Here is a 20,761-nt window from a genome sequence, read left to right as displayed (position 1 = left end):
GCAATGCCTGCGGTGTTTGCCTTGGGACCGCGTTGGGGTGCGTTGTTCAGGGCGCGCTCACGCCGACGGGGTGCCTTGCTCCGCGAATGTCCCCTGCACGGCCTCTCAAGCCAGCAGGCAGCCCAGCACCTTGCCCAGCATGTCGTTCACATCCGCAGCCTGCACCGCGCCCGGCAGCTCGATATCGCCGTGCATCACGAACACCGGCTTGCCCCACTTGAGCCCCATCGCCATCTCCGACAGCGTGCCCATGTTGCCGCCGATGGCGACCAGGCACACGCCGCTGCGCGCGACGATGCCGTTGCGCATCTCGCCCATACCGGTCGGGATCGCCACGCTGAGCCATTCGTTGGCATTGCGGTCGTCGTCCTCGGGCAGGATGCCCACGGCGATGCCGCCGGCTTCCACCGCACCGCGCGAGGCTGCGGCCATCACGCCGCCGCGCCCGCCGCAGACCACTGCCATGCCCGCGCCGGCCAGCGCGTGCGCCACGGCATAGGCCGCCTCGCACTCTGCCGGGCCGCCGTCGCCGGGACCGATGATGGCCACCGGCTGGCGGTGGCGCGCCGGCCCCCACTGCTTCTGCGCCAGGCGCGTCAGCGCCTCAGTGACCGGCGCCGACAGCACCGCGCTCGCGCCTTCGCGTAAAGACATCGCCCACTCCCATCACGATCACACACACCACCATCAGCACCAGCGACAAGGCCGCCGCCACCGCGAAATCGGAACCGCCGTCGCCCACCTGCGCGAGCAGCATCAGCGGCAGGATGTTGAGCTGCGTGCCCACCAGCGCCAGCGCCGTGCCGTAGGTGCCCATCGCTATCGCGGCCACCATGCAGGCGTTCGACAACACCGAGGGCAGCACCTCGGGCACCACCGTGTCCCGGAAGGCGCGCGAGCGCGAAGCGCCCAGCGTGCGCGCCGCCTGCGCCGGGCGCAGGTCGAGGTTCGCGAACACCGGGTACAGCGACAGCGCCACGCGCGGAATCAGGTAGTAGGCGTATGCAAAGCCCAGGCCCGACACGCTGTAGATCCAGCTGCCGATGGCCGCCGGGTCTGCGCCCAGGCCCGCGAGCAGCTGCGTCACGAAGCCGGCGCGACCGAAGGCCAGGATGAAGCCGTAGGCGATCACCAGCCCCGAGAAAGCCAGCGGCAGGCCCAGCAGCGTCATCATCCATTGGCGCCGGCCCTCGGGCTGGCGAGCGAGTTCGATCGCGATGCAAGTGCCCACCAGCGCCGACATGAGACCCGCCGCGAGCCCGAGCGCCAGCGTGTTGCGCAGCGCGCCGAAGAACAGCGGGTTGCCGAACAGCCGGCCGAAGGCGCTGCCGCCCTCGCCGAAGGCCTCGGGCAGCAGCGCCGCGAGCGGCACCGCGAAGAACAGCGCCATGAAGGCCCATGCGGGCCAGGCGCCAAAGCGTCGCATGCTGATTACTTCCCCAATGCAGCCTGGGCCCAGAGCTTGTCGACCTCGGCCTTGCGCTCCGACGCCTTCACCACGTCGAGCGGGCGGATCTGCGGCGCGGCCGGCATCTTGGCCGCGACCTCGGCCGACAGCGGCGTACCCGGCACGGCGGGCCGCACGAAGCCCTGCGCGAACAGCGACTGGCCGGCCTCGCTCATGATGAAGTTGAGCCACAGCTTGCCGGCGTTCGGGTTCGGGCCGTTCTTCACGAGGCTGATGGCGTAGGGCGCGGCCACGCTGGCTTCCTTCGGGATCACGACCTCCACCGCGTCGCCCATGCCGTCGACGTGCTTGGCCTTCAGGCCGTCGTTCTCGTAGCTGATCCACACGGGGATCTCGCCCTTCAGGAACTTGGCATACGGCGTGGTGCCTTCCACGCGCAGCACGTTGCCGGCCGCATGCAGCTTGCCGAGGTAGTCGGTGCCGGGTTGCACGTTGTCGACGCTGCCGCCGTTGGCATACGCCGCCGCGAAGGTCAGCACCTGGCCGATGCCGGTGGAGCGCGGGTCGAGGTAGACCACCGTGCTCTTGAACTCGGGCTTGAGCAGGTCGGCCCAGCCGGTGGGCACGGTCTTCACCAGTTTCTTGTTGACCAGGAAGGCGATGTTGAGCGTGTGGATGGTGAACCAGCGGCCCTCGGCCTCGCGGAACACGGGCGGCAGCTTGTCGAAGTTGACAGGCTTGAAGGGCGCGACCACGTCCTTCTTCGCGGCATCGACGGCCGAGGCCGCGAAGTAATAGGCGGTGTCGGCCTGCGGGCGGCGCTTGGTCTTTTCGAGTGCGACCACAGTGGCGGCGGAGCCGATGTCGTTGTAGGTCAGCTCGATCTCGGGGTAGCGCTTCTTGAAGTCACGGAACAGCGACTTCCAGTTGGCCCACTCGGGGCCGGTGTCGAAGGAGACGCACAGGCCTTCCTTCTGCGCCTCGGCGTACAGCGCCTTCTCGCCCGCGTAGAGCTCGGGGCCGTCGAAGGCGAAGGCGGTGCGTGCCGCGAGCGTGGCCAGCGGCAGTGCGCCGGCGGCCTGGATCAGATGTCTGCGTTGCATGGTGGCTCCTTGAAGGAAAAGGTCAGTGGTCGAGTAAACGGAGGTGTTCGGGCGCGATGGCAATGGCTTCGTTGGCCGGCGCGGGCGACTCGGCGAGGAAGGGCTTGGGCGCTCCCTGCACTTCGAAGTCGTAGCGCGTGAGCGCGCCCAGGTAGCGCTGTGCGCCGGTGCGGCCCGCGAGGCGGTTCATGGCGTTGGGCGCCGGGTCGGGCTGGATGTGCTCGGGGCGCACCAGCACATGCACCGGGGTGCCGAAGGAGCGGCTGCCCGTCTCGGCGAAGAGCTCGGCAAAGCCCAGGTCCAGCCGGCCCGGCGAGGCCACCTTCGCGGGCAGGATCGTCGAGAGCCCCACGAACTCGGCCACCGCGCGGCTCGCGGGGTTCTCGTAGATGTCGCGCGGCGTGGCGATCTGCAGCAGCCGGCCGTCTTTCAGCATGGCCACGCGGTCGGCCATCACCAGCGCTTCTTCCTGGTCGTGCGTGACCAGCAGCGTGGTCGCGTTGAAGCGCTGCTGGATCGAGCGGATCTGGTCGCGAAGGTGGCCGCGCACGCTGGCGTCGAGCGCCGACAGCGGCTCGTCGAGCAGCAGCGCACGCGGGTCGATGGCCAGCGCGCGGGCAAGGGCCACGCGCTGCTGCTGCCCACCCGAGAGTCGCGCCACGGCGCGCTGCGAGAACTCGCCCAGCCCCACGATGTCGAGCAACTCCTGCGCGCGCTTGCGCCGCTCGGCCGTTGCCACCTTGCGCAGCTTGAGCCCGTAGGCCACGTTGTCGAGCACGCTCAAATGCGGAAACAGCGCATAGCTCTGGAACACCATGCCGATGTGGCGCTGGTGCACCGGCGTGCGCGACATGTCTTCGCCGCCGAGCATGATGCGACCGGTGTGGCCCGTCTCCAGGCCCGCCACCAGCTTGAGCAGCGTCGACTTGCCCGATCCGCTGGGCCCGATCACCGCGACCAGTTCGCCGGTACGCACGTCGAGCGACACGTCGTGCAGGCCGTGCGTGCTGCCGGGGTAGTTGTAGCTGACGTTGTCGAACAAGAGGCTCATGCGCGCTGCTTTACAAGGGAAGAAGAAAGAAGCGCCGACGCGCTGGCCAGCACAAGAAGGATCACCGTGGCCGCGCAGGCAAAGCCGGTGGCGCCGTAGAAGGCCTGCAGCAGCACGACTGGGTAGGTGCGGTTCTGGAAACTCGTGAGCAGGTTCGACACGCCGAACTCGCCCACCGATATCGCGGCCACCATCACCAGCCCGCTGATCAGGCTCTGGCGCAGGCTCGGCAGCACGATGCCGGTGAACTGCTGCCAGCCCGAGGCGCCGAGCGTGGCCGCGGCCTGCTCGAGCCGGCCCAGGTCGAGGTGGCGCAGGTCGGTCAGCAGCGTGTTGGTGAGATAGGGCAGCGTGAGGATCGCGTGCGCCGCGATCAGCAGCGGCATCGAGCCCAGCCAGGGCGCGAGGTCGGTGTTGAACACGATCATGTAGCCGAAGGCCAGCGTGATGGCCGGCACCGCCACCGGCGTGGCGCTCACGATCCGCGCGGCGAGGCTGCCGCCGCGCCGCGCGCCGTGGTACAGCGCATAGGCCAGCGGAAGCGCCAGCACGGTGTTGATGGCGCAGGCCGCCATGGCGACCACGAGGCTGCTCACGAAGGCCTTGCGGAAGGAGGTGTCGAGCCAGAGGTCGAGATACCACTGCCCGGTGATGCCCGTGGGCAGCAGCGTGTTGGTCCAGTTGCCGCCCACGCTGCCGACGAGCAGCAGGGCGATGGGCAGCAGCAGGTACAGGCCGTAGATGAGCGAGATGCCGCGAACCAAGGTTGTCTCCAGTGTCATTGGCACCCGGCATACTTTCCGGATGCGCTACTGTCTGCGCCGGCCATGCCGCCGCGATGCTTCGAATTCTAGGAAGCGCATGCGAACTTATGGGTGAAAGTTGGATGACGACACTTGAGCAATCGGAAAGCGTTTTTCATTCAGCTTTCATCAACCGGAGCCATGCAGCATGAAGCGTGACTGCCCCACCATCCAGGAGCTGCTGGCCTTCGACGCCGTGGCGCGCCACGACAGCATCACGCTCGCGGCCGGCGCCCTGTGCATCACCGTGAGCGCGGTCAGCAAGCAGATTGCGGGGCTCGAAGCTTTCCTCGGCCGCGAACTGCTGCAGAAGAACGGACGCGGCGTGCAGCTGACCCCCCAGGGGCGCGTGTACTGGCAGAAGATTTCGGGTGGGCTGCGAGCGATTGAAACGGCGACCTTCGAGGCGCGCTCGGGCGATGCGGGCGCCGGACTTCTCACGCTGGCGAGCGTGCCCACCTTCCTCACCAAGTGGCTGATTCCGCGCCTGCCCGCCTTCAGCCAGAAGAGCCGCCACGTGATGCTGAGCTTCAGCCGCCACCTGGAGCCGAGCGACGGCATTCCGGCCGGCGTGGACGCCGCGATCCGCTACGGCCCCGACGGCTGGCCCGGCGTGGTGTCCGAATACATCGCGGGGCGCGAGTTCGTGCTGATCGTGGCGCGCTCGCTGGTCGAAGGGCGGCACCGCATCGCGCAGCCCGCCGACATCCTCGGCCACACGCTGCTGCACCACGAGGGCGCGCCGACCGCGTGGCGCCAGTGGGCCGCGCAACACGGCGTGCCGGAGGTGCAGACCGTGGCCGGCCCGCGCTTCGCGCAGTACTCCGCGTTGATCCAGGCAGCGCTCAACGGCCTGGGCATCGGCCTCGTGCCCAGGCTGCTGGTGCAGGAAGAACTGGCGGAAGGCTCGCTGCTGAGTCCCTGCGGCACGCCGGTGAGCGTGAACCAGGGGCACTATCTCTGCTATCGGCCGGACCGGCTCGACCTGCCGGCGTTCGTGGCGTTCCGCGAATGGCTGCTGCAAGAGGGCGCGGCCTCGCGCGGCGTGGAGGCCGAAGCATGAAACGGCCGTGTTGAGTAACCTCGTGGTCCGAACAGACAACGAAGGACACGATCGATGAAAGTCGCAGTCATGGGCGCCGGCGCAGTCGGCTGCTACTACGGCGCCATGCTGGCGCGCGCCGGACACGAGGTGGTGCTGATCGGGCGGCCCTCGCATGTGGAGGCCGTCAACGCCAGCGGGCTTCGGCTGGAGACCAAGGCCTTCGACGAATTCGTGAAGGTGGCAGCCAGCACCGAAGCCAGCGCAGTGCACGGCGCCGACCTCGTTCTGTTCTGCGTGAAGTCCACCGACAGCGAATCGGCCGCCGCGCAGATCAAGCCGCACCTCTCTCCCGGCGCGCTGGTGCTCACATTGCAGAACGGCGTGGACAACGACGAGCGCGTGCGCCCGGTGCTGCCGTCGAATGAGGTTGCAGCGGCCGTGGTCTACGTCGCCACCGAGATGGCGGGGCCGGGCCATGTGAAGCACCACGGGCGCGGCGAACTGGTGATTGCGCCTTCGCGCGTGAGCGAACAGGTCGCTCGGCATCTGGCCGCCGCGGGCGTGCCCACGCAAATCTCCGACAACGTGCGTGGCTCGCTGTGGGCCAAGCTGATCCTCAACTGCGCCTACAACGCACTGTCCGCCGTTACGCAGCTGCCCTACGGTGTGCTCGTCAAAGGCGAGGGCGTGGCCGAGGTGATCCGCGACGTGGTGGCCGAATGCCTCGCCGTCGCAAAAGCAGAGGGCGTTGTGGTGCCCGGCGACACCGACGCCGCCGTGCGCGGCATCGCGCAGACCATGCCTTCGCAATACTCGTCCACCGCGCAGGACCTCGCGCGCGGCAAGCTCAGCGAGATCGACCACCTCAACGGCCTGGTCGTGCGGCGCGGCCAGGCGCGCGGCGTTCCCACGCCGGCGAACCGCGTGCTGTTCGTGATGGTGAAGCTGCTCGAAGGCAAGCAGCGCTAGCCTGGCATCGGCTCGCGCATCGTCACGAACTCCTCGGCCGCAGTCGGGTGTATGCCGATGGTGCTGTCGAACAGCGCTTTCGTCGCACCCGCGCGCATCGCCACCGCAAAGCCCTGCACCACTTCGCCCGCGTCCGCGCCCACCATGTGCAGGCCCACCACGCGGTCGGTGGCCTTCTCGACCACCAGCTTCATGAAGGTGCGCTCGCTGCGGCCCGACAGCGTGTGGCGCAGCGACTTGAACTCGCTCGAGAACACCGTGACCTCGCCGAACTTCGCGCGCGCTTCGAGTTCGGTGTAGCCGCAGGTACCGATGTTCGGGTGCGTGAACACGGCTGTGGGAATGAACTCGTAGTCGAGCCGGCGCTTGCCCTTGCCGAAGAGTTCGTCGACCACCACCATCGCCTCGGCCAGCGCCACCGGCGTGAGCTGCACGCGCGTGGACACGTCGCCCACCGCATGGATCGACGGCACCGAGCTGCGGTAGTGCGCATCGACCGCGATGGCGCCGCGCTCGTCGAGCTTCACGCCCGCCGCCTCGAGGCCGAGCCCCTGTGTGTTGGGCACCCGGCCGGTGGCGAAGAGCACCGTGTCGGCCTCGATCTGCTGGCCGCGCGCCAGCGTGACGGCAAGCCCGTGCGGCCCGCGCGTGACCGAGGTGGCTTCGCAGTTCAGCCGCACGTCGACGCCGGCCTTGCCCATCTCGTTCGCAAGGAACTGCCGCACGTCGTCGTCGAAGCCGGTGAGCAGGTGCGCGCGGCGGTGCAGCTGCGTGACCTGGGCGCCGAGGCCGTTGAAGATGGATGCGAATTCGCAGGCGATGTAGCCGCCGCCCACCACCAGCAGGCGCTTGGGGAAGGGGTCGAGGTCGAACATCGCATCGGAGCTCACGATGTGTTCGCGGCCCGGAATGTCGGGCACGTAGGGCGTGCCGCCGGTGGCCACCAGGAGGTGACGCGCGGTGTGGCGCTTGCCGTCGACTTCCACCGTGTGGGCGTCGGCCAGCTGCGCCCAGCCGGTGACGAGCGTGACGCCCGCGTTCTTCAGCAGCGAGGCATAGATGCCGTTGAGCCGCGTGATCTCTTTTGCGCGCTGCGACTTCAGGTGCGCCCAGTCGAACTGCGGCGCCTGCGGCAGCTTCCAGCCGTAGCCGGCGGCTTCCTCGAACGATTCGGCATAGCCGGCGGCGTAGCTGTAGAGCTTCTTCGGTATGCAGCCCACGTTGACGCAGGTACCGCCGAGTTCGGCGGCCTCGGCGATGGCGACACGCGCGCCGGTTTGCGCGGCCATGCGCGCGGCGCGGACGCCGCCGCTGCCGCCGCCGATGACGAAGAGATCGAAGTCGAATGTGGGCATGAAAGGCTCCTTGGCCGCCGACTGTAGCGGCGGGCCGAAGGAAGCGCTTTCGGCGGGACTTGCGCGGCGGCTGGCGTTCAGCGCGAGTCGGGCGAGGTCCAGAGCCTGCGCGGATCGTCGCTGCGCTGGCCTTGCGGCTGCTGCTGCGGCTGCTGCGGCGCTGGCGCGATGCCGCGCTGCTGCTGGATCGCGCGCAACTGGGCCTCCTGCGCCTGCCGCATCGCGTTCTGCTGGGCCTGAAGCTGGGCTTGTGCCTGCTGCTGCGCCTGTGCGGCGCGCAATTGCATTTCCTGCTGCTGGCGAAGCTGCTGTTGCTGTTGCTGGGCCTGCTGCTGGGTCGCGCGTTGCTGCTGCAGCTGCAGCTGCATCTGTTGCTGTTGTTGAAGCATCTGCTGCTGCTGCTGCTGCTGCTGCTGCTGCTGGGCTTGCGCCTGCGCCTGCGCCGCGCGCTGCTGCATTTCCTGTTGCTGGCGCAGCGCCTGCTGTTGTTGCTGTTGCTGCTGCCAGCGTTCCTGTTCGCCGCGCTGGCGCCCGTCCTGTTGGGCCCGCCAGTCCTGCTGCTGGCGCCAGTCCTGTTGCGGACGCCCGCCCTGCTGGCGCTGCCATTCCATCTGCTGTCGTTGCTGCAACTGTTGCTGCTGCGCCTGCTGGAGCTGTATCTGCTGCTGCCTCTCCATCAGCGCCGCCGCCGGCGGGACCACGGCGGCGGGCCGGCCGAAGCCACCGCCGAAGCCGTTGATCGCGACGCCCGGCGTGGGTGCCACCGGCACGCGCGCAAAGCGGTCGTCCGGCAGCCGCACGAGGTCACGACGGCCGAAGGGGCCGCGGCCGAAGCGGTCGGCGGGCAGCACGGTCACGGCGCCCGGCATCTGCTGGTTGGCATAGAAGTCGTTGCGCGGCCCGGCCTGACGGTTGTAGATGGCCATGCGGTTCACCTGGTCCACATAGCGCTGGCTCGCGTGGTAGCCGGGGCGCCATTGCTCGCCCGGGGCCAGCGGGAACCAGCCCACGCCGCTGCGGCCGTTGCCGATCTGGACGCCCGCGTTCGCACCGCCGCCCACGAAGCCGACCAGCGCCGGCGAATACACCGGCCGGCCGCTTGTCCGCCCCGGCACCCAGCCCCAGCGCGAACCCACGCGCGCCCAGCGGCCGTAATGGAAGGGTGCGAAACCCCAAGGCGCGGCATCGACCCAGGTCAGGCCCCACGGCGCGACGTTGACCCACTGGCCGTCGCGGTACGGCGCCCAGTCGGCATCGACGTTGCGCGGGAACCAGACGTCGCCGTACGTGGCGTCGTTCTGCCAGTCGCCGTAGTTGTCGAGCTGCAGGTAGCCGACCACTTCGCGCGACACGTAGCGCGCCGAGACCGACTGGTCCTCGATGCGGTTGCGCTCGGCCACCCAGGCGTCGAAGCCGCCAGCCTGCGGCGGCGCACCGCCCACGGCCGCGAGGTCGCGGCCCGACACGGTGAGCTGCTGGCGCGCGACCAGCGACTGCGATTGGCCGTTCTCGCCATAGAGCGTGGCGCGGCCCGAGGCCACGGCCACCCAGGTGGTGCCGGCGGCCGGATCGGAGGCGATGCGGTATTCGCCCGGCGCGTCGATCACCACCGCGAGGTTGCCGGTGTTGACCTCGAAGCGCTGGCCTGCCAGCTCGTCGCGCACGCGCAGCTGCAGGTTGCCCTGGTTCGAGGTGATGCGCGCCGTGTCGTCGTCGAGCTCGGAGAACTCCACGTGCGTCTGCCCGTCGAGCCGCAGGGCTGCCGAGCCGATGTACACCTCGGCGCGGGCGTTGCGGTCGGTCCAGAGGCGGTCGCCGGTGGTGATGGGGCGGTTGGGCTGCGCGTCGTACCAGCTGTCGTCGCCGGCCGGCGCGAAGCTGATGGTGCCCTGGTGGAAGTTGAGACGGGCCACGCGGCCCGGCGGGTCCTGCTGGGCGCTGGCCGCGAGGCCGACGCACAGCATGGCCAGGCCGAGCAGCCAGCGGCGCAGCGTGGCGGAATGCATGGAAATGGCGGATGGGCTCATGGCGTTGTTCTCCCCGGTCGTTGGGACAATGCGAAAGCGCTGAATGTGTAACGCGCGAGAATCCGCTGCCGCTGTCATCGCCAACCCGCTGCTTGGTGAAGCGCGCGTGCATTCGGCAACCGGCTGTAAGGAAGAAATCTCCATGAAAAACCAGGATCGCGCACGCCCCACGGGCGCCATGCGCTCCGAAACCGATAGCTTGATCGCGCTTTGCGCAGCGCTCGCCATGGTTCTGGCGGCCATGCCCGCCGCGGCCCAGCTGGCGCGCAAGCCCTCGTATTACCAGCAGCAAAACCAGCCTCTGCCCGACGGCCCGGCCGCGCAGCTCGCGCCGCGCCCCGCGGTGCCGTCGTCATTGCCCGCGCTGCGCAGCCAGGGGGACTTCGACCAGCTGGCGCGCGTCTACGACGCCGGCACGCCGATGCAGCTCGCGCACGTGCTGTTCGCCGTCGACCGGCAGGCGAAGCCGGCGCGCATGTACTACATCGACACGCCGCGCTACCAGCTGCACGTACGCTTCCTGCGCGACACCCGGCTCACGCCGAACACGATCAAGCGCGAGATCGACCGCAACTACCTCGTGCCCGACCGCCGCTTCCTGTTCGGCACGCTGAGCTGGCAGCAGAACATCGGCACCTTCACCTACGAGTTCTGGGAGGGCGACCGGCTCACTGCACCGCTGCTGCGGCAGGCCGACGCGCAGGTCAAGGCCAGCTTCTTCGCGCCCGTGAAGTTCAAGACCAACTCCACGCTGCACGAACGCGTGGCGAAGGAAGCCGGCATCGACTTCGTGAGCCAGGAGGCGCTGATCCGCGAGCAGCCATTTCTGCCGATGAACCTCGGCACCGCCACCGGCCGCGTGCGCATCGTGGACGACGAATCGGGCATCAACGCCCAGCTCGCACTTTTGCCCGACGACATCGCCGTGCTGCGGCAGGTGCCGATCAGCCTGCCGCCGGTGGCGGGCGTGCTGACCGAGCGGCCGTCGACCGCGCTGTCGCACGTCAACCTGCTGGCCAAGGGATGGGGCATTCCGAACGCCTACGTGCGCGACGCCGCCACGGTGCTGAAGGCGCATGCGGGCCAGTGGGTGGCATTGAAGGTCGCGGCCTCGGGCTACCAGGTGCGCCGCCTCGCGCCCGAAGAGATCGCCGCCCTGCCGCCGCGCGCCGTGCGCACCGCCGCCACCGGCGCGACGCCCGGCAGCGCGCGCGCCATCAGGCCCGACCTGCACGAAACCCGTCTGCTGCCGTTGGTCTCGCTGCGCGCGCGCAACAACGCGCAGTGCGGCACCAAGGCCGCGAACCTCGGCGCCATGCTGGCCGCGCACATTCCGGGTACTTCGGTGCCCGACGGCTTCTGCATTCCGTTCGCGCACTACGACCGCTTCATGCGCGCCAACGGCCTGGCCGAGCGCATCGCGCGCATGCAGCAGCAGCCAGGCTTCGCGAGCGATCCGAACGCCCGGCAGAAGGCGCTGGCGCAACTGCGCGACGAGATCGTGCAATGGCCGGTCGACGCGGCCACCGCCGCCGCATGGCGCGCCGCGTGGCAGTCGCAACTGGGCGGCGGCGGCGTGTTCGTGCGCAGCTCGTCCAACTCCGAAGACCTGCCCGGCTTCAGCGGCGCGGGGCTCTACACCACGGTGCCCAACGTCAAGACCGGCGATGCGCTCGAGGTCGCAGTGAAGAAGGTCTGGGCCTCGGTCTTCAACCCCGAGGCCTGGGAGGCACGCAGCGCCGCGGGCTTCGGCGCCGAGTCGGTGCTGATGGGGGTGTTCGTGCAGACCGCCATCGACTCGACCAACGCTGGCGTCATGATCACCCGCGACCCGTTCGATGCGGGGCATCCGCACGTCACCTACATCTCGGCCAAGCGCGGCATCGGCATCCGCGTGGTCGAGGGGCAGCGGGTGGCGGAGCAGGTGATGTATTCGAGCTGGTCGAAGGCGATCCAGGTGCTGAGCCGTTCGGCCGAAGAAACGTCGCTGCAGCTCGACAAGGAAGGCGGCGTGAAGGAAGTGCCGGTGGAGGTGGGCCGCAATGTGCTGACCGACGAGCTGGTGGTGCGCCTCGCCAACGTGGGCGCGGCTGTGAAGCGCACCTTCAACGCGGTGGACCAGGACATCGAGTGGGCCACCGTGGGCGACCGCATCGTGCTGCTGCAGGCGCGGCCATACGTGGAGCGGCGGCGCTGAGCCATCACTGCGGGGCGGCCGCGCCTCGATGGACCGGAAGGGCATTCAGCGGAATGCGCAGGTAGGCCACCCCGTTGTCATCGGGCGGCGGAAATCGCCCGGCGCGCACGTTGACCTGCATCGACGGCAGGATCAGCGTCGGCACGTCGAGCGTGGCGTCGCGCGCGGTGCGCATGCGCACGAATTCTTCTTCGCCGATGCCGTCGCGCACATGGATGTTGTGGGCGCGCTGTTCCGCCACGCTGCTCTGCCAGCGGGGCTCGCGCGTGGCGGGCGGATAGTCGTGGCAGACATAGATGGTCGTCCCGGGCGGCAGGGCGAGCAGCCGGTGCATCGAGCGATAGAGCTGGCGTGCGTCGCCGCCGGGGAAGTCTGCGCGCGCGCTGCCCAGGTCGGGCATGAAGAGCGTGTCGCCGACGAAGACCGCGCCGTCCACGAGGTACGCCATGTCGGCCGGCGTGTGGCCGGGCACCAGGAGCGCGACCGCCTCTGCGTCGCCGATGCGGAAGGATTCGCCGTCCTTGAAGAGATGGTCGAACTGGCTGCCGTCGGGCAGGAAGTCGCGCTCCAGGTTGTAGAGCGCGCGGAAGGTGGCCTGCACCGTGCGGATGTGCTCGCCGATGGCGATGCGCCCGCCGGCCTGCGACTGCACATGGCGCGCGCCCGAGAGGTGGTCGGCGTGCGCGTGGGTTTCCAGGATCCAGTCGACCTGCAGCGCCTGCTCACGCACATAGGCCAGCAGGCGGTCGGCGGAGGCGGTGCTGGTGTGGCCAGACCTGAAGTCGTACTCCAGCACTGGATCGATGATCGCGGCGTGCTTCGTGGCGTGGTCCCAGATCACGTAGGACACCGTGCCCGTCACGGGATCGAAGAATGCCTGGGTGGTGGTGCGGCGGGGCGCTGCGGTCGTCGTCATGGGCACTCCTTCAGTCAAGCCGTTGATATTATATGAATCGATATAATATTAGTGAACTAACCGACATTGCCCTCCATGAAGGCTTCCACCCTCGTCATCGATCCCGAAGTGCTGCGCGGCGGTGCCCGCCAGGCGATCGCGGTGCTCAAGCTGCTGGCCAACGAAGACCGGCTGCTGCTGCTGTGCCAGCTCTCGCAGGGCGAGATGTGCGTGAGCGACCTCGAAAGCGCGCTGGGCATCCGCCAGCCCACCTTGTCGCAGCAACTCTCGGTGCTGCGCGCGGAAGGCGTGGTCAGCACCCGCCGCGAGGGAAAGAACATCTACTACAGCGTCGCCGATGCCGCGCTGCTCGACATCCTCGCGGTGCTCTACCGTCTCTACTGCCCGAAGGAGGACTGAAGATGGCCGCCATCGACTGGCCGCATTTCACGCCATGGACCGCGCTGGCCGGCGGCGTTCTCATCGGCATCGCCGCGGCGATGTTCGTGCTGCTCAACGGGCGCATTGCGGGCATCAGCGGCGTGCTGGGCGGTTTGCTGCGCCCCGTGAAGGGCGACGTGGCCTGGCGCGCGGCCTTCGTGCTCGGACTGATCGGTGCACCCGCCGCCTGCGGGCTGTTTGCCGTGCTGCCCGCGGCACGGATCGATGCCGGCTATGGCGCGCTCGCACTGGCCGGCCTGCTGGTGGGCGTGGGCACGCGTTACGGTGCGGGTTGCACCAGCGGCCACGGCGTGTGCGGCGTGGCGAGGCTGTCGCCGCGTTCGCTGGCCGCCACCGGGGCTTTCATGGCCACCGGATTCGCCACGGTGTTCGTGGCGCGTCATCTGTTGAACCTGTGATGAAGGAGCGATTCGCCCTCATGCCGACCGTCATCGCCTCCCTGCTCGCCGGCCTGGTCTTCGGGCTCGGCCTCATCGTCTCCGGCATGGCCAATCCGGCCAAGGTGCTCGGTTTTCTCGACCTTGCCGGCGCCTGGGACCCCTCGCTCGCATTTGTGATGGGCGGGGCGGTGATCGTGAGCGCCGCCGCCTTCCTATTCGCGCGCCGGCGCAAGCTGTCGCTGCTCGGCGCGCCGATCATGCTGCCCACCGCGCGCCGGATCGACCGTCGCCTCGTCGGCGGCAGCCTGCTGTTCGGCGTTGGCTGGGGTGTGGCGGGCTTTTGTCCCGGCCCCGCGCTGGTCTCGCTCGGCTCGGGCGAGCTCAAGGCCGCGGTCTTCGTGGGCGCCATGCTGCTGGGCATGGGCCTGTTCGAACTGATCGAACAGATGAAGAATCCCAGTGATTGAATACCGCGTCGCAGAAAAGGAAGGAAGCAAGGAAATGACCGAATCCGTGGAGAACAAAGGCTACGCTGGCGACGTGACGCCCGAGCAGGCGGCGCAATGGATGGCCAGCGGCGAGGCCGTGATGGTCGACGTGCGCACCGACGCCGAGCGTGAATGGGTCGGCTACGTACCCGGCGCCGTGCCGCTGGCCTGGAAGCAGTGGCCGGGCATGGCGATGAACCCCGCGTTCGACGACGGCATCCGTGCCGCCGCCGAAGGCAGGAAGAAACTGGTGCTGCTGTGCCGCAGCGGCGTGCGCTCCATCGCGGCCGCCAAGCGCGCGACCGAACTGGGCGCAGAGGCTTACAACATCCTCGAAGGCTTCGAGGGGAATCCGGACGACCAGGGGCATCGCGGACTCATCGGCGGCTGGCGCAAGCGTGGGTTGCCCTGGAAGCAGAACTGAGTCGTTCGGGGTGTGCTCACGCCGACGGGGCTCCCCGCAGCGAAATAAAGGAGGAGCCGAAGGCGGGGGGCATTCGCGCAGGGGAGCACCCGGTGCCATTCGCACGCACCCCGAAAGAAGCAAAAAGGCCCACCGATTCCTCGGCAGGCCTCGAGACTGCCCTCTTCGAGCGCCAGTTCAGAGCGGCGGAATGCGCAGCTTCTGCCCCGGATAGATCTTGTCGGGGCTGCTCAGCATCGGCTTGTTCGCCTCGAAGATCGCGTTGTACTTGTTCGCATCGCCGTAGTACTTCTTCGAGATGGCCGAGAGCGTGTCGCCCTTCACCACGTCGTGGTACTGCGCGGGCGGCGCGGCCGGTGCGATGAGGTTGTTCTCGACGCTCGTCACGTTCGCCACGTTGCCTGCTGCCAGCGAGGCTTTCTCGCTGGCCTCCTGCGATGGCGCCTGGCCCGCGAGGGTGACCACGCCGCTGCTCGCCGCATAGGTCACCTGGAGCCCCGTGAGGCCGAGGTTCTGCGTTTCGATGTAGGTCTTGATGGCCGCGGCGGCGGCCTGGTTGGCGTCTGGCGTGGCGGCCTGCGCCGACGAGCCGCCGAACAGTTTTTCACCCGCCTCCTTGATGAAACTGAGCAAACCCATGGTGTTCTCCTTGTGCCGTAGTTGGTGGATGGACCTGCCAATTTACCGGCGCGACGGGGCAGCGCCGCGTAGGCCCACGCCGCGTGTCGACGAGGTGCCAGCAGGAATAACGACAAAGTCGCAATAATCCCGCGCATGCCATCCCCCTTCCTCGCCATCGACATCGGCAACACCCGCCTCAAATGGGCGCTCTACGACTCGGCCCGCCCCGGCGCCGAGTTGCAGGCGCACGGCGCCGAATTCCTCGACCACATCGAACGGCTGGCCGACGGCCCCTGGGCCGACCTGCCGGCGCCCGGTTCCATGCTGGGCTGCGTGGTGGCCGGGGACGCGGTGCGCCGGCGTGCCGAGGAACAGATCGTCGAGCGTTTCGACTGCGCGCCGCGCTGGGTGATGTCCAGCGCGGGCGAGGCCGGCATCGTGAACGGCTACGACCATCCCACCCGCCTGGGCGCCGACCGCTTCGTGGCGATGATCGGCGCGCGCCACCGCATGCTCGCCGCAAGGCCGGGACAGCCGCCGCGGCCTATGGTGGTGGTGATGATCGGCACCGCCGTGACCGTCGAGGCGATCGACGCGGACGGCAGGTTCCTCGGCGGGCTGATCCTGCCGGGCCACGGCATCATGCTGCGCGCGCTGGAGTCGGGCACGGCCGGGCTGCACGTGCCGACCGGCGAGGTGCGCGAATTCCCCACCAACACCAGCGATGCGCTGACCAGCGGCGGCACCTACGCCATCGCCGGCGCGGTCGAGCGCATGGTGCAGCACGTGCGCTCGCACTGCGGCGCCGATCCGGCCTGCTACATGACCGGCGGCGCGGGCTGGAAGATGGCGCCGGTCATGAACGGGCACTTCGAGCTGGTCGAGAGCCTGATCATGGACGGCCTGCTCGTGATTGCCCGGGAGCGGGCGACGGCCTAGAAGCGGCTCAGGGGCGCATCAGCGCCTCGGCCACGGCATGGAACGCCGGCAGCGTCAGCGGGTCGTTGCCCGCATTGCCCGCCACCGGATGCGCGGCGTAGCGCACGATCACCATCTCGGCCTTCGGGTCCACGTAGATGCTCTGGCCGTGGATGCCGCGCGCCATGTAGGCACCGTGCGGGTTGTGCGACACCCACCACATGTCGCGGTACGACCAGCCCTTGAGCAGCGCATAGCCGGCCTTCACGAACTTCGCCGGGTCGCCGCCGCGCTGGATGTCGTCGACCACCGCCTTCGGAATGGCCTGCTGCCCGTTGGAGGCGCGCCCGCCGTTGCGCATGGTCTCGCCGAAGCGCGCGAGGTCGCGCAGCACGGTGTTGAGGCCGCCGCCGCCCGACTCGGTGCCGATGCGGTCGACCATGAAGTAGGCGTCCTGCTCGGCGCCGATGCGGCGCCAGATCTTTTCGCTCAGCAGGTCGGCCAGCGACTGGTTGCTGGCGCGGCGCACGATCCAGGCCAGCACCTCGGCGTTGACCGTCTTGTAGGCGAAGGCGTCGCCGTGCTCGCCTTCCTTCTTCAGCGTGACGAGGAATTCGTAGAACGACTTGGGTCCGATGTAGTTCTGGCCCTGCGTGAGCATGCCGCCGGCACGGGCGTAGTCCCAGATCTCGGCCTTCGGGTCGGCGTAGTTCTCGGAGTAGTGCACGCCGACGGTCATGTCCATCACCTGGCGCACGGTGGCGTCGCCGTACGCCGTGTCCTTGAGCTCGGGGATGTACTTGGTGACCGGTGCGGCCGGATCGAGCTTGCCTTCGTCCGCGAGGATGGCAGCCAGCGTGCCCACGAAGGACTTGGTGACCGACATCGCGATGTGCGGGCGCTCGGGCGTGAGTGCGCCGAAGTACTTCTCGTAGACCACCTTGCCGCGGTGCATCACGAGGATGCCGTCGGTGTAGGTGCCGGAGATCATCTGGGCGAAGTTCAGCGTCTGGTCGCTGCCTGCACCTCCAAGAGGCTTGAACGTCACGGCTTCGATCTGGACGGGTGACGTGGCCGCCGGCAGCGGGCTGGCCGCGCCGCTGCCGCGCCACACGTTGGCGGTGGGCACGGTCTCGCGCACGTGCGAGAAGCTCCAGCGCGTGCGCGGAAACACGCCGCCGGCCGGGTTGTCGAAGGTGATGAGTTTGTCCGGTGCGGGCGGGAAGCCCTTCATCCAGCCCAGCGCGTCGACCGAGGTGGCCGCGGGGTCGGGCAGCGCGGGAGGCGTGGGCGTCTGTGCGGAAGTGGTGTTCACGGCGAGCAGGGTGAATGCGGCGGCGATCGCCGTGCGAACGAAAAAGGGCATGTTGTTGTTCTCGGTGAAAGGATCAACGGCCGCTGAAGCGCGCTGGCCGGCGTTCGACGAAAGAGCGCACGCCCTCGGCGGCGTCCTCGCTGTTCGACAGGCGTTTCTGCGTCTCGATGAATTCCGACACCGCGGCCAGCGGCCCGTGCTCGATGGCCTTCAGCACGTTGAGCCGCGTGGCCACCACCGCCAGCGGCGCCTGGGCGGCGATGCGCTGCGCAATGGCCAGCGCCGCGTCGAGCTCCTGGCCGGCCGGCACCACCTTCTGCACGAAGTTGAGGCGATAGGCTTCGGCGCTGTCGAACTCGTCGGCCGTGAGCAGGTGCAGCATCGCGTTGCCCAGGCCGGCACGCTCGGCCATGCGCAGCGTGGCGCCTCCCGTGGCCATGATGCCGCGCTGCACTTCCATCTGCGAGAAGCGGCAGTCGTCGGCGGCCACCACGATGTCGGCGCCCAGCATCAGCTCGATGCCGACCGTGAAGCAGATGCCCTTCACGGCAGCCACCATCGGCTTGGTGCGGCGGCGGTAGCCTTCGAGCCCGAAGTCATGCGGCTCCACCAGGCCCTGCGGGACCGCCTTCTCGCCACGCTTCATGTACTCGGCCACCGCCGGCAGGTCGAGGCCTGCCGTGAAGTGGTCGCCGAAGGCGTGCAGCACGCCCACGCGCAGGTTCGGGTCGTCGTCGAGCCGGGTGTAGGCCTCGGCGAGCTGCCTGAACATCGGCGGCGTCCAGCCGTTGCGCTTGGCAGGGCGGTTGATGCCGATCAGCAGCACGTGGCCGAGCACCTCGGTGTCGATGCAGCCTTCGGCGGGCGGGGTGGTGGGCGTGGCGGTCATGTGAGCGGTCTCCTTTTCTTATCTTTTCAAGGAACACTGCGGAACCGGCTTTGCCGGGCCGCTGGTGTTGCCCCCGGTAGGGGGTTGGCGAAGCGACACGAAGTGCGCGAAGACTGGGGGCGAGCCAGTGTCAGTACGTGTAGACGCCGCGGCCCGTCTTGCGGCCCAGCTGGCCCGCGGCGACCATTTCCTTCAGCAGCGGGCAGGGGCGGTACTTGGAGTCGCCGAACTGCTCCAGGTACACCTCCATCACGGCCAGGCACACGTCCAGGCCGATCATGTCGGCCAGTGCCAGCGGGCCGATCGGCTGGTTGCAGCCCAGCTTCATGCCGGCGTCGATGTCTTCCGCCGTGGCGATGCCCTCGGCCAGCACGAAGAAGGCCTCGTTGATCATCGGCACCAGGATGCGGTTGACCACGAAGCCCGGCGCGTTCTTCACGGTGATGGGCGACTTGCCCAGGCGCTCGGCCAGTTCCTTCACCGTGTCGTGCGTGGCGTCGCTCGTGAGGTAGCCGCGGATCAGCTCCACCAGCGCCATCATCGGCACCGGGTTGAAGAAGTGCATGCCGATGAAGCGGTCGGGGCGCGAGGTGGCGGCGGCCAGCTGCGTGATCGAGATCGACGAGGTGTTCGAGGCGATGATCACCTCGGGTGCCAGCATGTCGTCGACCTGCTTGAGGATCTTCAGCTTGAGCGCGTGGTTCTCGGTGGCCGCCTCGATGACCAGCTGCGCGCTCTTCAGGTCGTCGTAGTTGGTCGAGCCCTTGATGAGCGCCAGCGCGGCGGTCTTCTGCTCGGCGGTGAGCTTCTCTTTCTTGATCAGGCGGTCGAGGCTGCCCGACACCGTGGCCAGGCCCTTGTCGACCGCCGCCTGGGCGATGTCGACCATCACCACCTTCACGCCGGCCACCGCGCAGGCCTGCGCGATGCCGTTGCCCATCGTTCCGGCGCCGATGATGCCGACAGTCTGAATAGCCATGAGAAAACTCCTTGAGAGAAAACGAAAAGAAGGGTGCGCGAGGCTGGCGCCGCGGCGAAAACTTCGATTGTGAAGCAGCCCCCGGGCCGCGCCGTTGCCGCGTGCGACACCGTCGGCCCGCCGGTGGCTTACAGTGCGGCGGTTGCTTTTTCCCCGCTTTCCACCGCTTTCTCCGACCTCCGACCATGACCACCCTCGGCACCCCCCTTTCCCCCTCGGCAACCCGCGTGATGCTTCTCGGCTCCGGCGAACTCGGCAAGGAGGTGCTGATCGCCCTGCAGCGCCTCGGCGTCGAGACCATCGCGGTCGACCGTTACGAGAACGCCCCCGGCCAGCAGGTGGCGCACCACGCGCGCACCATCACCATGAGCGACCCCGAGCAACTCAAGGCGCTGATCGAGGCCGAGAAGCCCGCGCTGGTGGTGCCCGAGATCGAGGCCATCGCCACGCCCATGCTCCAGCAGCTCGAAGACGCGGGTGTGGTGCGCGTGATTCCCACCGCCCGCGCCGCCCGCTTGACCATGGACCGCGAAGGCATCCGCCGCCTGGCCGCCGAGACGCTGGGCGTGCCCACCAGCCCCTACAAGTTCTGCGACTCGCTGGCCGAACTGCAGGTGGCCATCGACGCAGGCATCGGCTACCCCTGCATCGTCAAGCCCGTGATGAGCAGCTCCGGCAAGGGCCAGAGCAAGATCGACGGCCCGGCCGACGTGCAGAAGGCCTGGGACTACGCCATGGCCGGCGGCCGCGTGAGCCACGGCCGCGTGATCGTCGAGGGCTTCATCGACTTCGACTACGAGATCACGCTGCTGACCGTGCGCGCCAAGGATGCTGTGGGTGTGGTGGAAACCAGGTTCTGCGACCCCATCGGCCACGTGCAGGTCAGCGGCGACTACGTGGAAAGCTGGCAGCCGCACCCCATGGCGCCCGCCGCGCTGCAGAAGGCGCAGCAGATCGCGCAGGCCGTCACGGCCGACCTCGGCGGGCAGGGCCTGTTCGGCGTCGAGCTGTTCGTGAAGGGCGACGAAGTCTGGTTCAGCGAAGTCAGCCCCCGCCCGCACGACACCGGCATGGTCACCATGGCCACGCAGTGGCAGAACGAGTTCGAGCTGCATGCGCGCGCCATCCTCGGCCTGCCGGTCGACACCTCGCTCAAGAGCCCGGGCGCCAGCGCCGTGATCTACGGCGGCGTGGACGCCACCGGCATCGCCTTCGACGGCGTGGCCGAGGCCTTGCAGGTGCCCGGCAGCGACGTGCGCCTGTTCGGCAAGCCCGAGAGCTTCACCAAGCGCCGCATGGGCGTGGCGCTGGTGCATGCAGCCGACACCGGCACCGCCCGCAGGCTCGCCAAGGAAGCCGCCTCGCGCGTGAAGCCGCGCAAGGCATAGCCAGTTTCCGCAAGCCGCGCCGCAGCGGCGCGGGCATGGTGCGG

21 protein-coding genes are annotated in these 20,761 nt (G+C 68.8%); 9 read left to right on the top strand and 12 right to left on the bottom strand.

The genetic code is table 11. The features are described from left to right. Nucleotides 1-105 precede the first annotated feature (105 nt). Genes ACCC97_RS04240 through ACCC97_RS04220 form a run of 5 tightly spaced genes read right to left on the bottom strand, consistent with a single transcriptional unit; the run spans nt 106 to nt 4,344 of the window. Complete coding sequence (locus tag ACCC97_RS04240; RefSeq protein ID WP_056597806.1) at nt 106-654, bottom strand: TIGR00725 family protein; 549 nt, start codon at nt 652-654, stop codon at nt 106-108. Beyond that, nucleotides 605-1,426: an ABC transporter permease gene (locus ACCC97_RS04235; protein ID WP_413315630.1), complete on the bottom strand. Its 822-nt coding sequence runs from the start codon at nt 1,424-1,426 to the stop codon at nt 605-607. Before ACCC97_RS04235 ends, ACCC97_RS04240 begins: the two co-directional genes overlap by 50 nt. Before the next feature lie 5 nt (nt 1,427-1,431). Next, nucleotides 1,432-2,511, bottom strand: coding sequence for an extracellular solute-binding protein (locus tag ACCC97_RS04230; RefSeq protein WP_413331680.1), 1,080 nt, complete (start codon nt 2,509-2,511; stop codon nt 1,432-1,434). Nucleotides 2,512-2,533: 22 nt separating this feature from the next. Next, nucleotides 2,534-3,562, bottom strand: coding sequence for an ABC transporter ATP-binding protein (locus ACCC97_RS04225; protein WP_413331679.1), 1,029 nt, complete (start codon nt 3,560-3,562; stop codon nt 2,534-2,536). Further along, nucleotides 3,559-4,344 (bottom strand): ABC transporter permease, encoded by a 786-nt coding sequence (locus ACCC97_RS04220; protein WP_413315633.1) that lies wholly within the window; start codon nt 4,342-4,344, stop codon nt 3,559-3,561. The genes ACCC97_RS04225 and ACCC97_RS04220 overlap by 4 nt, the downstream gene beginning before the upstream one ends. A gap of 169 nt (nt 4,345-4,513) precedes the next feature. Between ACCC97_RS04220 and ACCC97_RS04215 the strand changes: the two genes are divergently transcribed. Then, on the top strand, nt 4,514-5,428 hold the full coding sequence (locus ACCC97_RS04215; protein ID WP_413331678.1) for a LysR substrate-binding domain-containing protein: 915 nt from the start codon (nt 4,514-4,516) through the stop codon (nt 5,426-5,428). Between the two features lie 54 nt (nt 5,429-5,482). Beyond that, nucleotides 5,483-6,379, top strand: coding sequence for a ketopantoate reductase family protein (locus ACCC97_RS04210; RefSeq protein WP_413331677.1), 897 nt, complete (start codon nt 5,483-5,485; stop codon nt 6,377-6,379). Here ACCC97_RS04210 and gorA read toward each other — a convergent pair. Together gorA and ACCC97_RS04200 are read right to left on the bottom strand one after the other, a co-directional pair. Next, on the bottom strand, nt 6,376-7,734 hold the full coding sequence (gene gorA / locus ACCC97_RS04205) for a glutathione-disulfide reductase (protein ID WP_413315636.1): 1,359 nt from the start codon (nt 7,732-7,734) through the stop codon (nt 6,376-6,378). The genes ACCC97_RS04210 and gorA overlap by 4 nt on opposite strands. A gap of 77 nt (nt 7,735-7,811) precedes the next feature. Further along, nucleotides 7,812-9,761 carry a DUF6600 domain-containing protein gene (locus ACCC97_RS04200; RefSeq protein ID WP_413331676.1) on the bottom strand — a complete coding sequence of 650 codons (1,950 nt, stop codon included), beginning with the start codon at nt 9,759-9,761 and terminating at the stop codon, nt 7,812-7,814. 142 nt (nt 9,762-9,903) lie between these two features. Between ACCC97_RS04200 and ACCC97_RS04195 the strand changes: the two genes are divergently transcribed. Continuing rightward, the gene (locus ACCC97_RS04195; RefSeq protein ID WP_007829655.1) at nt 9,904-11,958 is read left to right on the top strand and encodes a PEP/pyruvate-binding domain-containing protein; all 2,055 of its coding nucleotides are present in this window, start codon (nt 9,904-9,906) and stop codon (nt 11,956-11,958) included. A gap of 4 nt (nt 11,959-11,962) precedes the next feature. Here the strand turns inward: ACCC97_RS04195 and ACCC97_RS04190 are convergent, their stop codons facing one another. Continuing rightward, nucleotides 11,963-12,874: an MBL fold metallo-hydrolase gene (locus ACCC97_RS04190; protein ID WP_007829654.1), complete on the bottom strand. Its 912-nt coding sequence runs from the start codon at nt 12,872-12,874 to the stop codon at nt 11,963-11,965. Nucleotides 12,875-12,949: 75 nt separating this feature from the next. Here ACCC97_RS04190 and ACCC97_RS04185 point away from each other — a divergent pair, with 75 nt between their 5' ends. Genes ACCC97_RS04185 through ACCC97_RS04170 form a run of 4 tightly spaced genes read left to right on the top strand, consistent with a single transcriptional unit; the run spans nt 12,950 to nt 14,607 of the window. Further along, complete coding sequence (locus ACCC97_RS04185; RefSeq protein WP_007829653.1) at nt 12,950-13,273, top strand: ArsR/SmtB family transcription factor; 324 nt, start codon at nt 12,950-12,952, stop codon at nt 13,271-13,273. A 2-nt stretch (nt 13,274-13,275) separates the two neighbouring features. Continuing rightward, nucleotides 13,276-13,713, top strand: coding sequence for a YeeE/YedE family protein (locus ACCC97_RS04180; protein ID WP_007829652.1), 438 nt, complete (start codon nt 13,276-13,278; stop codon nt 13,711-13,713). Between the two features lie 20 nt (nt 13,714-13,733). Continuing rightward, on the top strand, nt 13,734-14,162 hold the full coding sequence (locus ACCC97_RS04175; protein WP_007829651.1) for a YeeE/YedE family protein: 429 nt from the start codon (nt 13,734-13,736) through the stop codon (nt 14,160-14,162). 34 nt (nt 14,163-14,196) lie between these two features. Next, nucleotides 14,197-14,607, top strand: coding sequence for a rhodanese-like domain-containing protein (locus ACCC97_RS04170; RefSeq protein ID WP_007829650.1), 411 nt, complete (start codon nt 14,197-14,199; stop codon nt 14,605-14,607). A gap of 177 nt (nt 14,608-14,784) precedes the next feature. Here the strand turns inward: ACCC97_RS04170 and lysM are convergent, their stop codons facing one another. Next, entirely contained in the window at nt 14,785-15,246 is a 462-nt protein-coding gene (gene lysM / locus ACCC97_RS04165; RefSeq protein WP_413331675.1) for a peptidoglycan-binding protein LysM, read from the bottom strand. A gap of 135 nt (nt 15,247-15,381) precedes the next feature. Between lysM and ACCC97_RS04160 the strand changes: the two genes are divergently transcribed. Then, complete coding sequence (locus ACCC97_RS04160) at nt 15,382-16,167, top strand: type III pantothenate kinase (RefSeq protein ID WP_007829648.1); 786 nt, start codon at nt 15,382-15,384, stop codon at nt 16,165-16,167. A 7-nt stretch (nt 16,168-16,174) separates the two neighbouring features. Here the strand turns inward: ACCC97_RS04160 and ACCC97_RS04155 are convergent, their stop codons facing one another. From ACCC97_RS04155 to ACCC97_RS04145, 3 genes are all read right to left on the bottom strand, one after another. Continuing rightward, nucleotides 16,175-17,512: a serine hydrolase domain-containing protein gene (locus tag ACCC97_RS04155; protein ID WP_413331674.1), complete on the bottom strand. Its 1,338-nt coding sequence runs from the start codon at nt 17,510-17,512 to the stop codon at nt 16,175-16,177. A gap of 22 nt (nt 17,513-17,534) precedes the next feature. Further along, on the bottom strand, nt 17,535-18,350 hold the full coding sequence (locus ACCC97_RS04150) for a crotonase/enoyl-CoA hydratase family protein (protein WP_413331673.1): 816 nt from the start codon (nt 18,348-18,350) through the stop codon (nt 17,535-17,537). Between the two features lie 130 nt (nt 18,351-18,480). Further along, complete coding sequence (locus ACCC97_RS04145; protein ID WP_007829644.1) at nt 18,481-19,329, bottom strand: 3-hydroxybutyryl-CoA dehydrogenase; 849 nt, start codon at nt 19,327-19,329, stop codon at nt 18,481-18,483. A 185-nt stretch (nt 19,330-19,514) separates the two neighbouring features. Here ACCC97_RS04145 and purT point away from each other — a divergent pair, with 185 nt between their 5' ends. Continuing rightward, nucleotides 19,515-20,717 (top strand): formate-dependent phosphoribosylglycinamide formyltransferase, encoded by a 1,203-nt coding sequence (gene purT / locus ACCC97_RS04140; RefSeq protein WP_413331672.1) that lies wholly within the window; start codon nt 19,515-19,517, stop codon nt 20,715-20,717. Nucleotides 20,718-20,761 lie beyond the last annotated feature (44 nt).

Origin of the sequence: Variovorax sp. Varisp85 (genome assembly GCF_047304045.1) — a bacterium.
In the GTDB taxonomy this organism is placed as follows: Bacteria; Pseudomonadota; Gammaproteobacteria; order Burkholderiales; family Burkholderiaceae_C; genus Variovorax.
Note: the sequence above shows the minus strand (reverse complement) of the source record. Positions and strands in the feature narration are given on the sequence as shown.

Bases quoted from the DNA above. Each gene is read 5' to 3' on its own strand.
- ACCC97_RS04240 (WP_056597806.1), bottom strand. From the start codon at position 654: ATGTCTTTACGCGAAGGCGCGAGCGCGGTGCTGTCGGCGCCGGTCACT.
- ACCC97_RS04235 (WP_413315630.1), bottom strand. From the start codon at position 1,426: ATGCGACGCTTTGGCGCCTGGCCCGCATGGGCCTTCATGGCGCTGTTC.
- ACCC97_RS04230 (WP_413331680.1), bottom strand. From the start codon at position 2,511: ATGCAACGCAGACATCTGATCCAGGCCGCCGGCGCACTGCCGCTGGCC.
- ACCC97_RS04225 (WP_413331679.1), bottom strand. From the start codon at position 3,562: ATGAGCCTCTTGTTCGACAACGTCAGCTACAACTACCCCGGCAGCACG.
- ACCC97_RS04220 (WP_413315633.1), bottom strand. From the start codon at position 4,344: ATGACACTGGAGACAACCTTGGTTCGCGGCATCTCGCTCATCTACGGC.
- ACCC97_RS04215 (WP_413331678.1), top strand. From the start codon at position 4,514: ATGAAGCGTGACTGCCCCACCATCCAGGAGCTGCTGGCCTTCGACGCC.
- ACCC97_RS04210 (WP_413331677.1), top strand. From the start codon at position 5,483: ATGAAAGTCGCAGTCATGGGCGCCGGCGCAGTCGGCTGCTACTACGGC.
- gorA (WP_413315636.1), bottom strand. From the start codon at position 7,734: ATGCCCACATTCGACTTCGATCTCTTCGTCATCGGCGGCGGCAGCGGC.
- ACCC97_RS04200 (WP_413331676.1), bottom strand. From the start codon at position 9,761: ATGAGCCCATCCGCCATTTCCATGCATTCCGCCACGCTGCGCCGCTGG.
- ACCC97_RS04195 (WP_007829655.1), top strand. From the start codon at position 9,904: ATGAAAAACCAGGATCGCGCACGCCCCACGGGCGCCATGCGCTCCGAA.
- ACCC97_RS04190 (WP_007829654.1), bottom strand. From the start codon at position 12,874: ATGACGACGACCGCAGCGCCCCGCCGCACCACCACCCAGGCATTCTTC.
- ACCC97_RS04185 (WP_007829653.1), top strand. From the start codon at position 12,950: ATGAAGGCTTCCACCCTCGTCATCGATCCCGAAGTGCTGCGCGGCGGT.
- ACCC97_RS04180 (WP_007829652.1), top strand. From the start codon at position 13,276: ATGGCCGCCATCGACTGGCCGCATTTCACGCCATGGACCGCGCTGGCC.
- ACCC97_RS04175 (WP_007829651.1), top strand. From the start codon at position 13,734: ATGCCGACCGTCATCGCCTCCCTGCTCGCCGGCCTGGTCTTCGGGCTC.
- ACCC97_RS04170 (WP_007829650.1), top strand. From the start codon at position 14,197: ATGACCGAATCCGTGGAGAACAAAGGCTACGCTGGCGACGTGACGCCC.
- lysM (WP_413331675.1), bottom strand. From the start codon at position 15,246: ATGGGTTTGCTCAGTTTCATCAAGGAGGCGGGTGAAAAACTGTTCGGC.
- ACCC97_RS04160 (WP_007829648.1), top strand. From the start codon at position 15,382: ATGCCATCCCCCTTCCTCGCCATCGACATCGGCAACACCCGCCTCAAA.
- ACCC97_RS04155 (WP_413331674.1), bottom strand. From the start codon at position 17,512: ATGCCCTTTTTCGTTCGCACGGCGATCGCCGCCGCATTCACCCTGCTC.
- ACCC97_RS04150 (WP_413331673.1), bottom strand. From the start codon at position 18,350: ATGACCGCCACGCCCACCACCCCGCCCGCCGAAGGCTGCATCGACACC.
- ACCC97_RS04145 (WP_007829644.1), bottom strand. From the start codon at position 19,329: ATGGCTATTCAGACTGTCGGCATCATCGGCGCCGGAACGATGGGCAAC.
- purT (WP_413331672.1), top strand. From the start codon at position 19,515: ATGACCACCCTCGGCACCCCCCTTTCCCCCTCGGCAACCCGCGTGATG.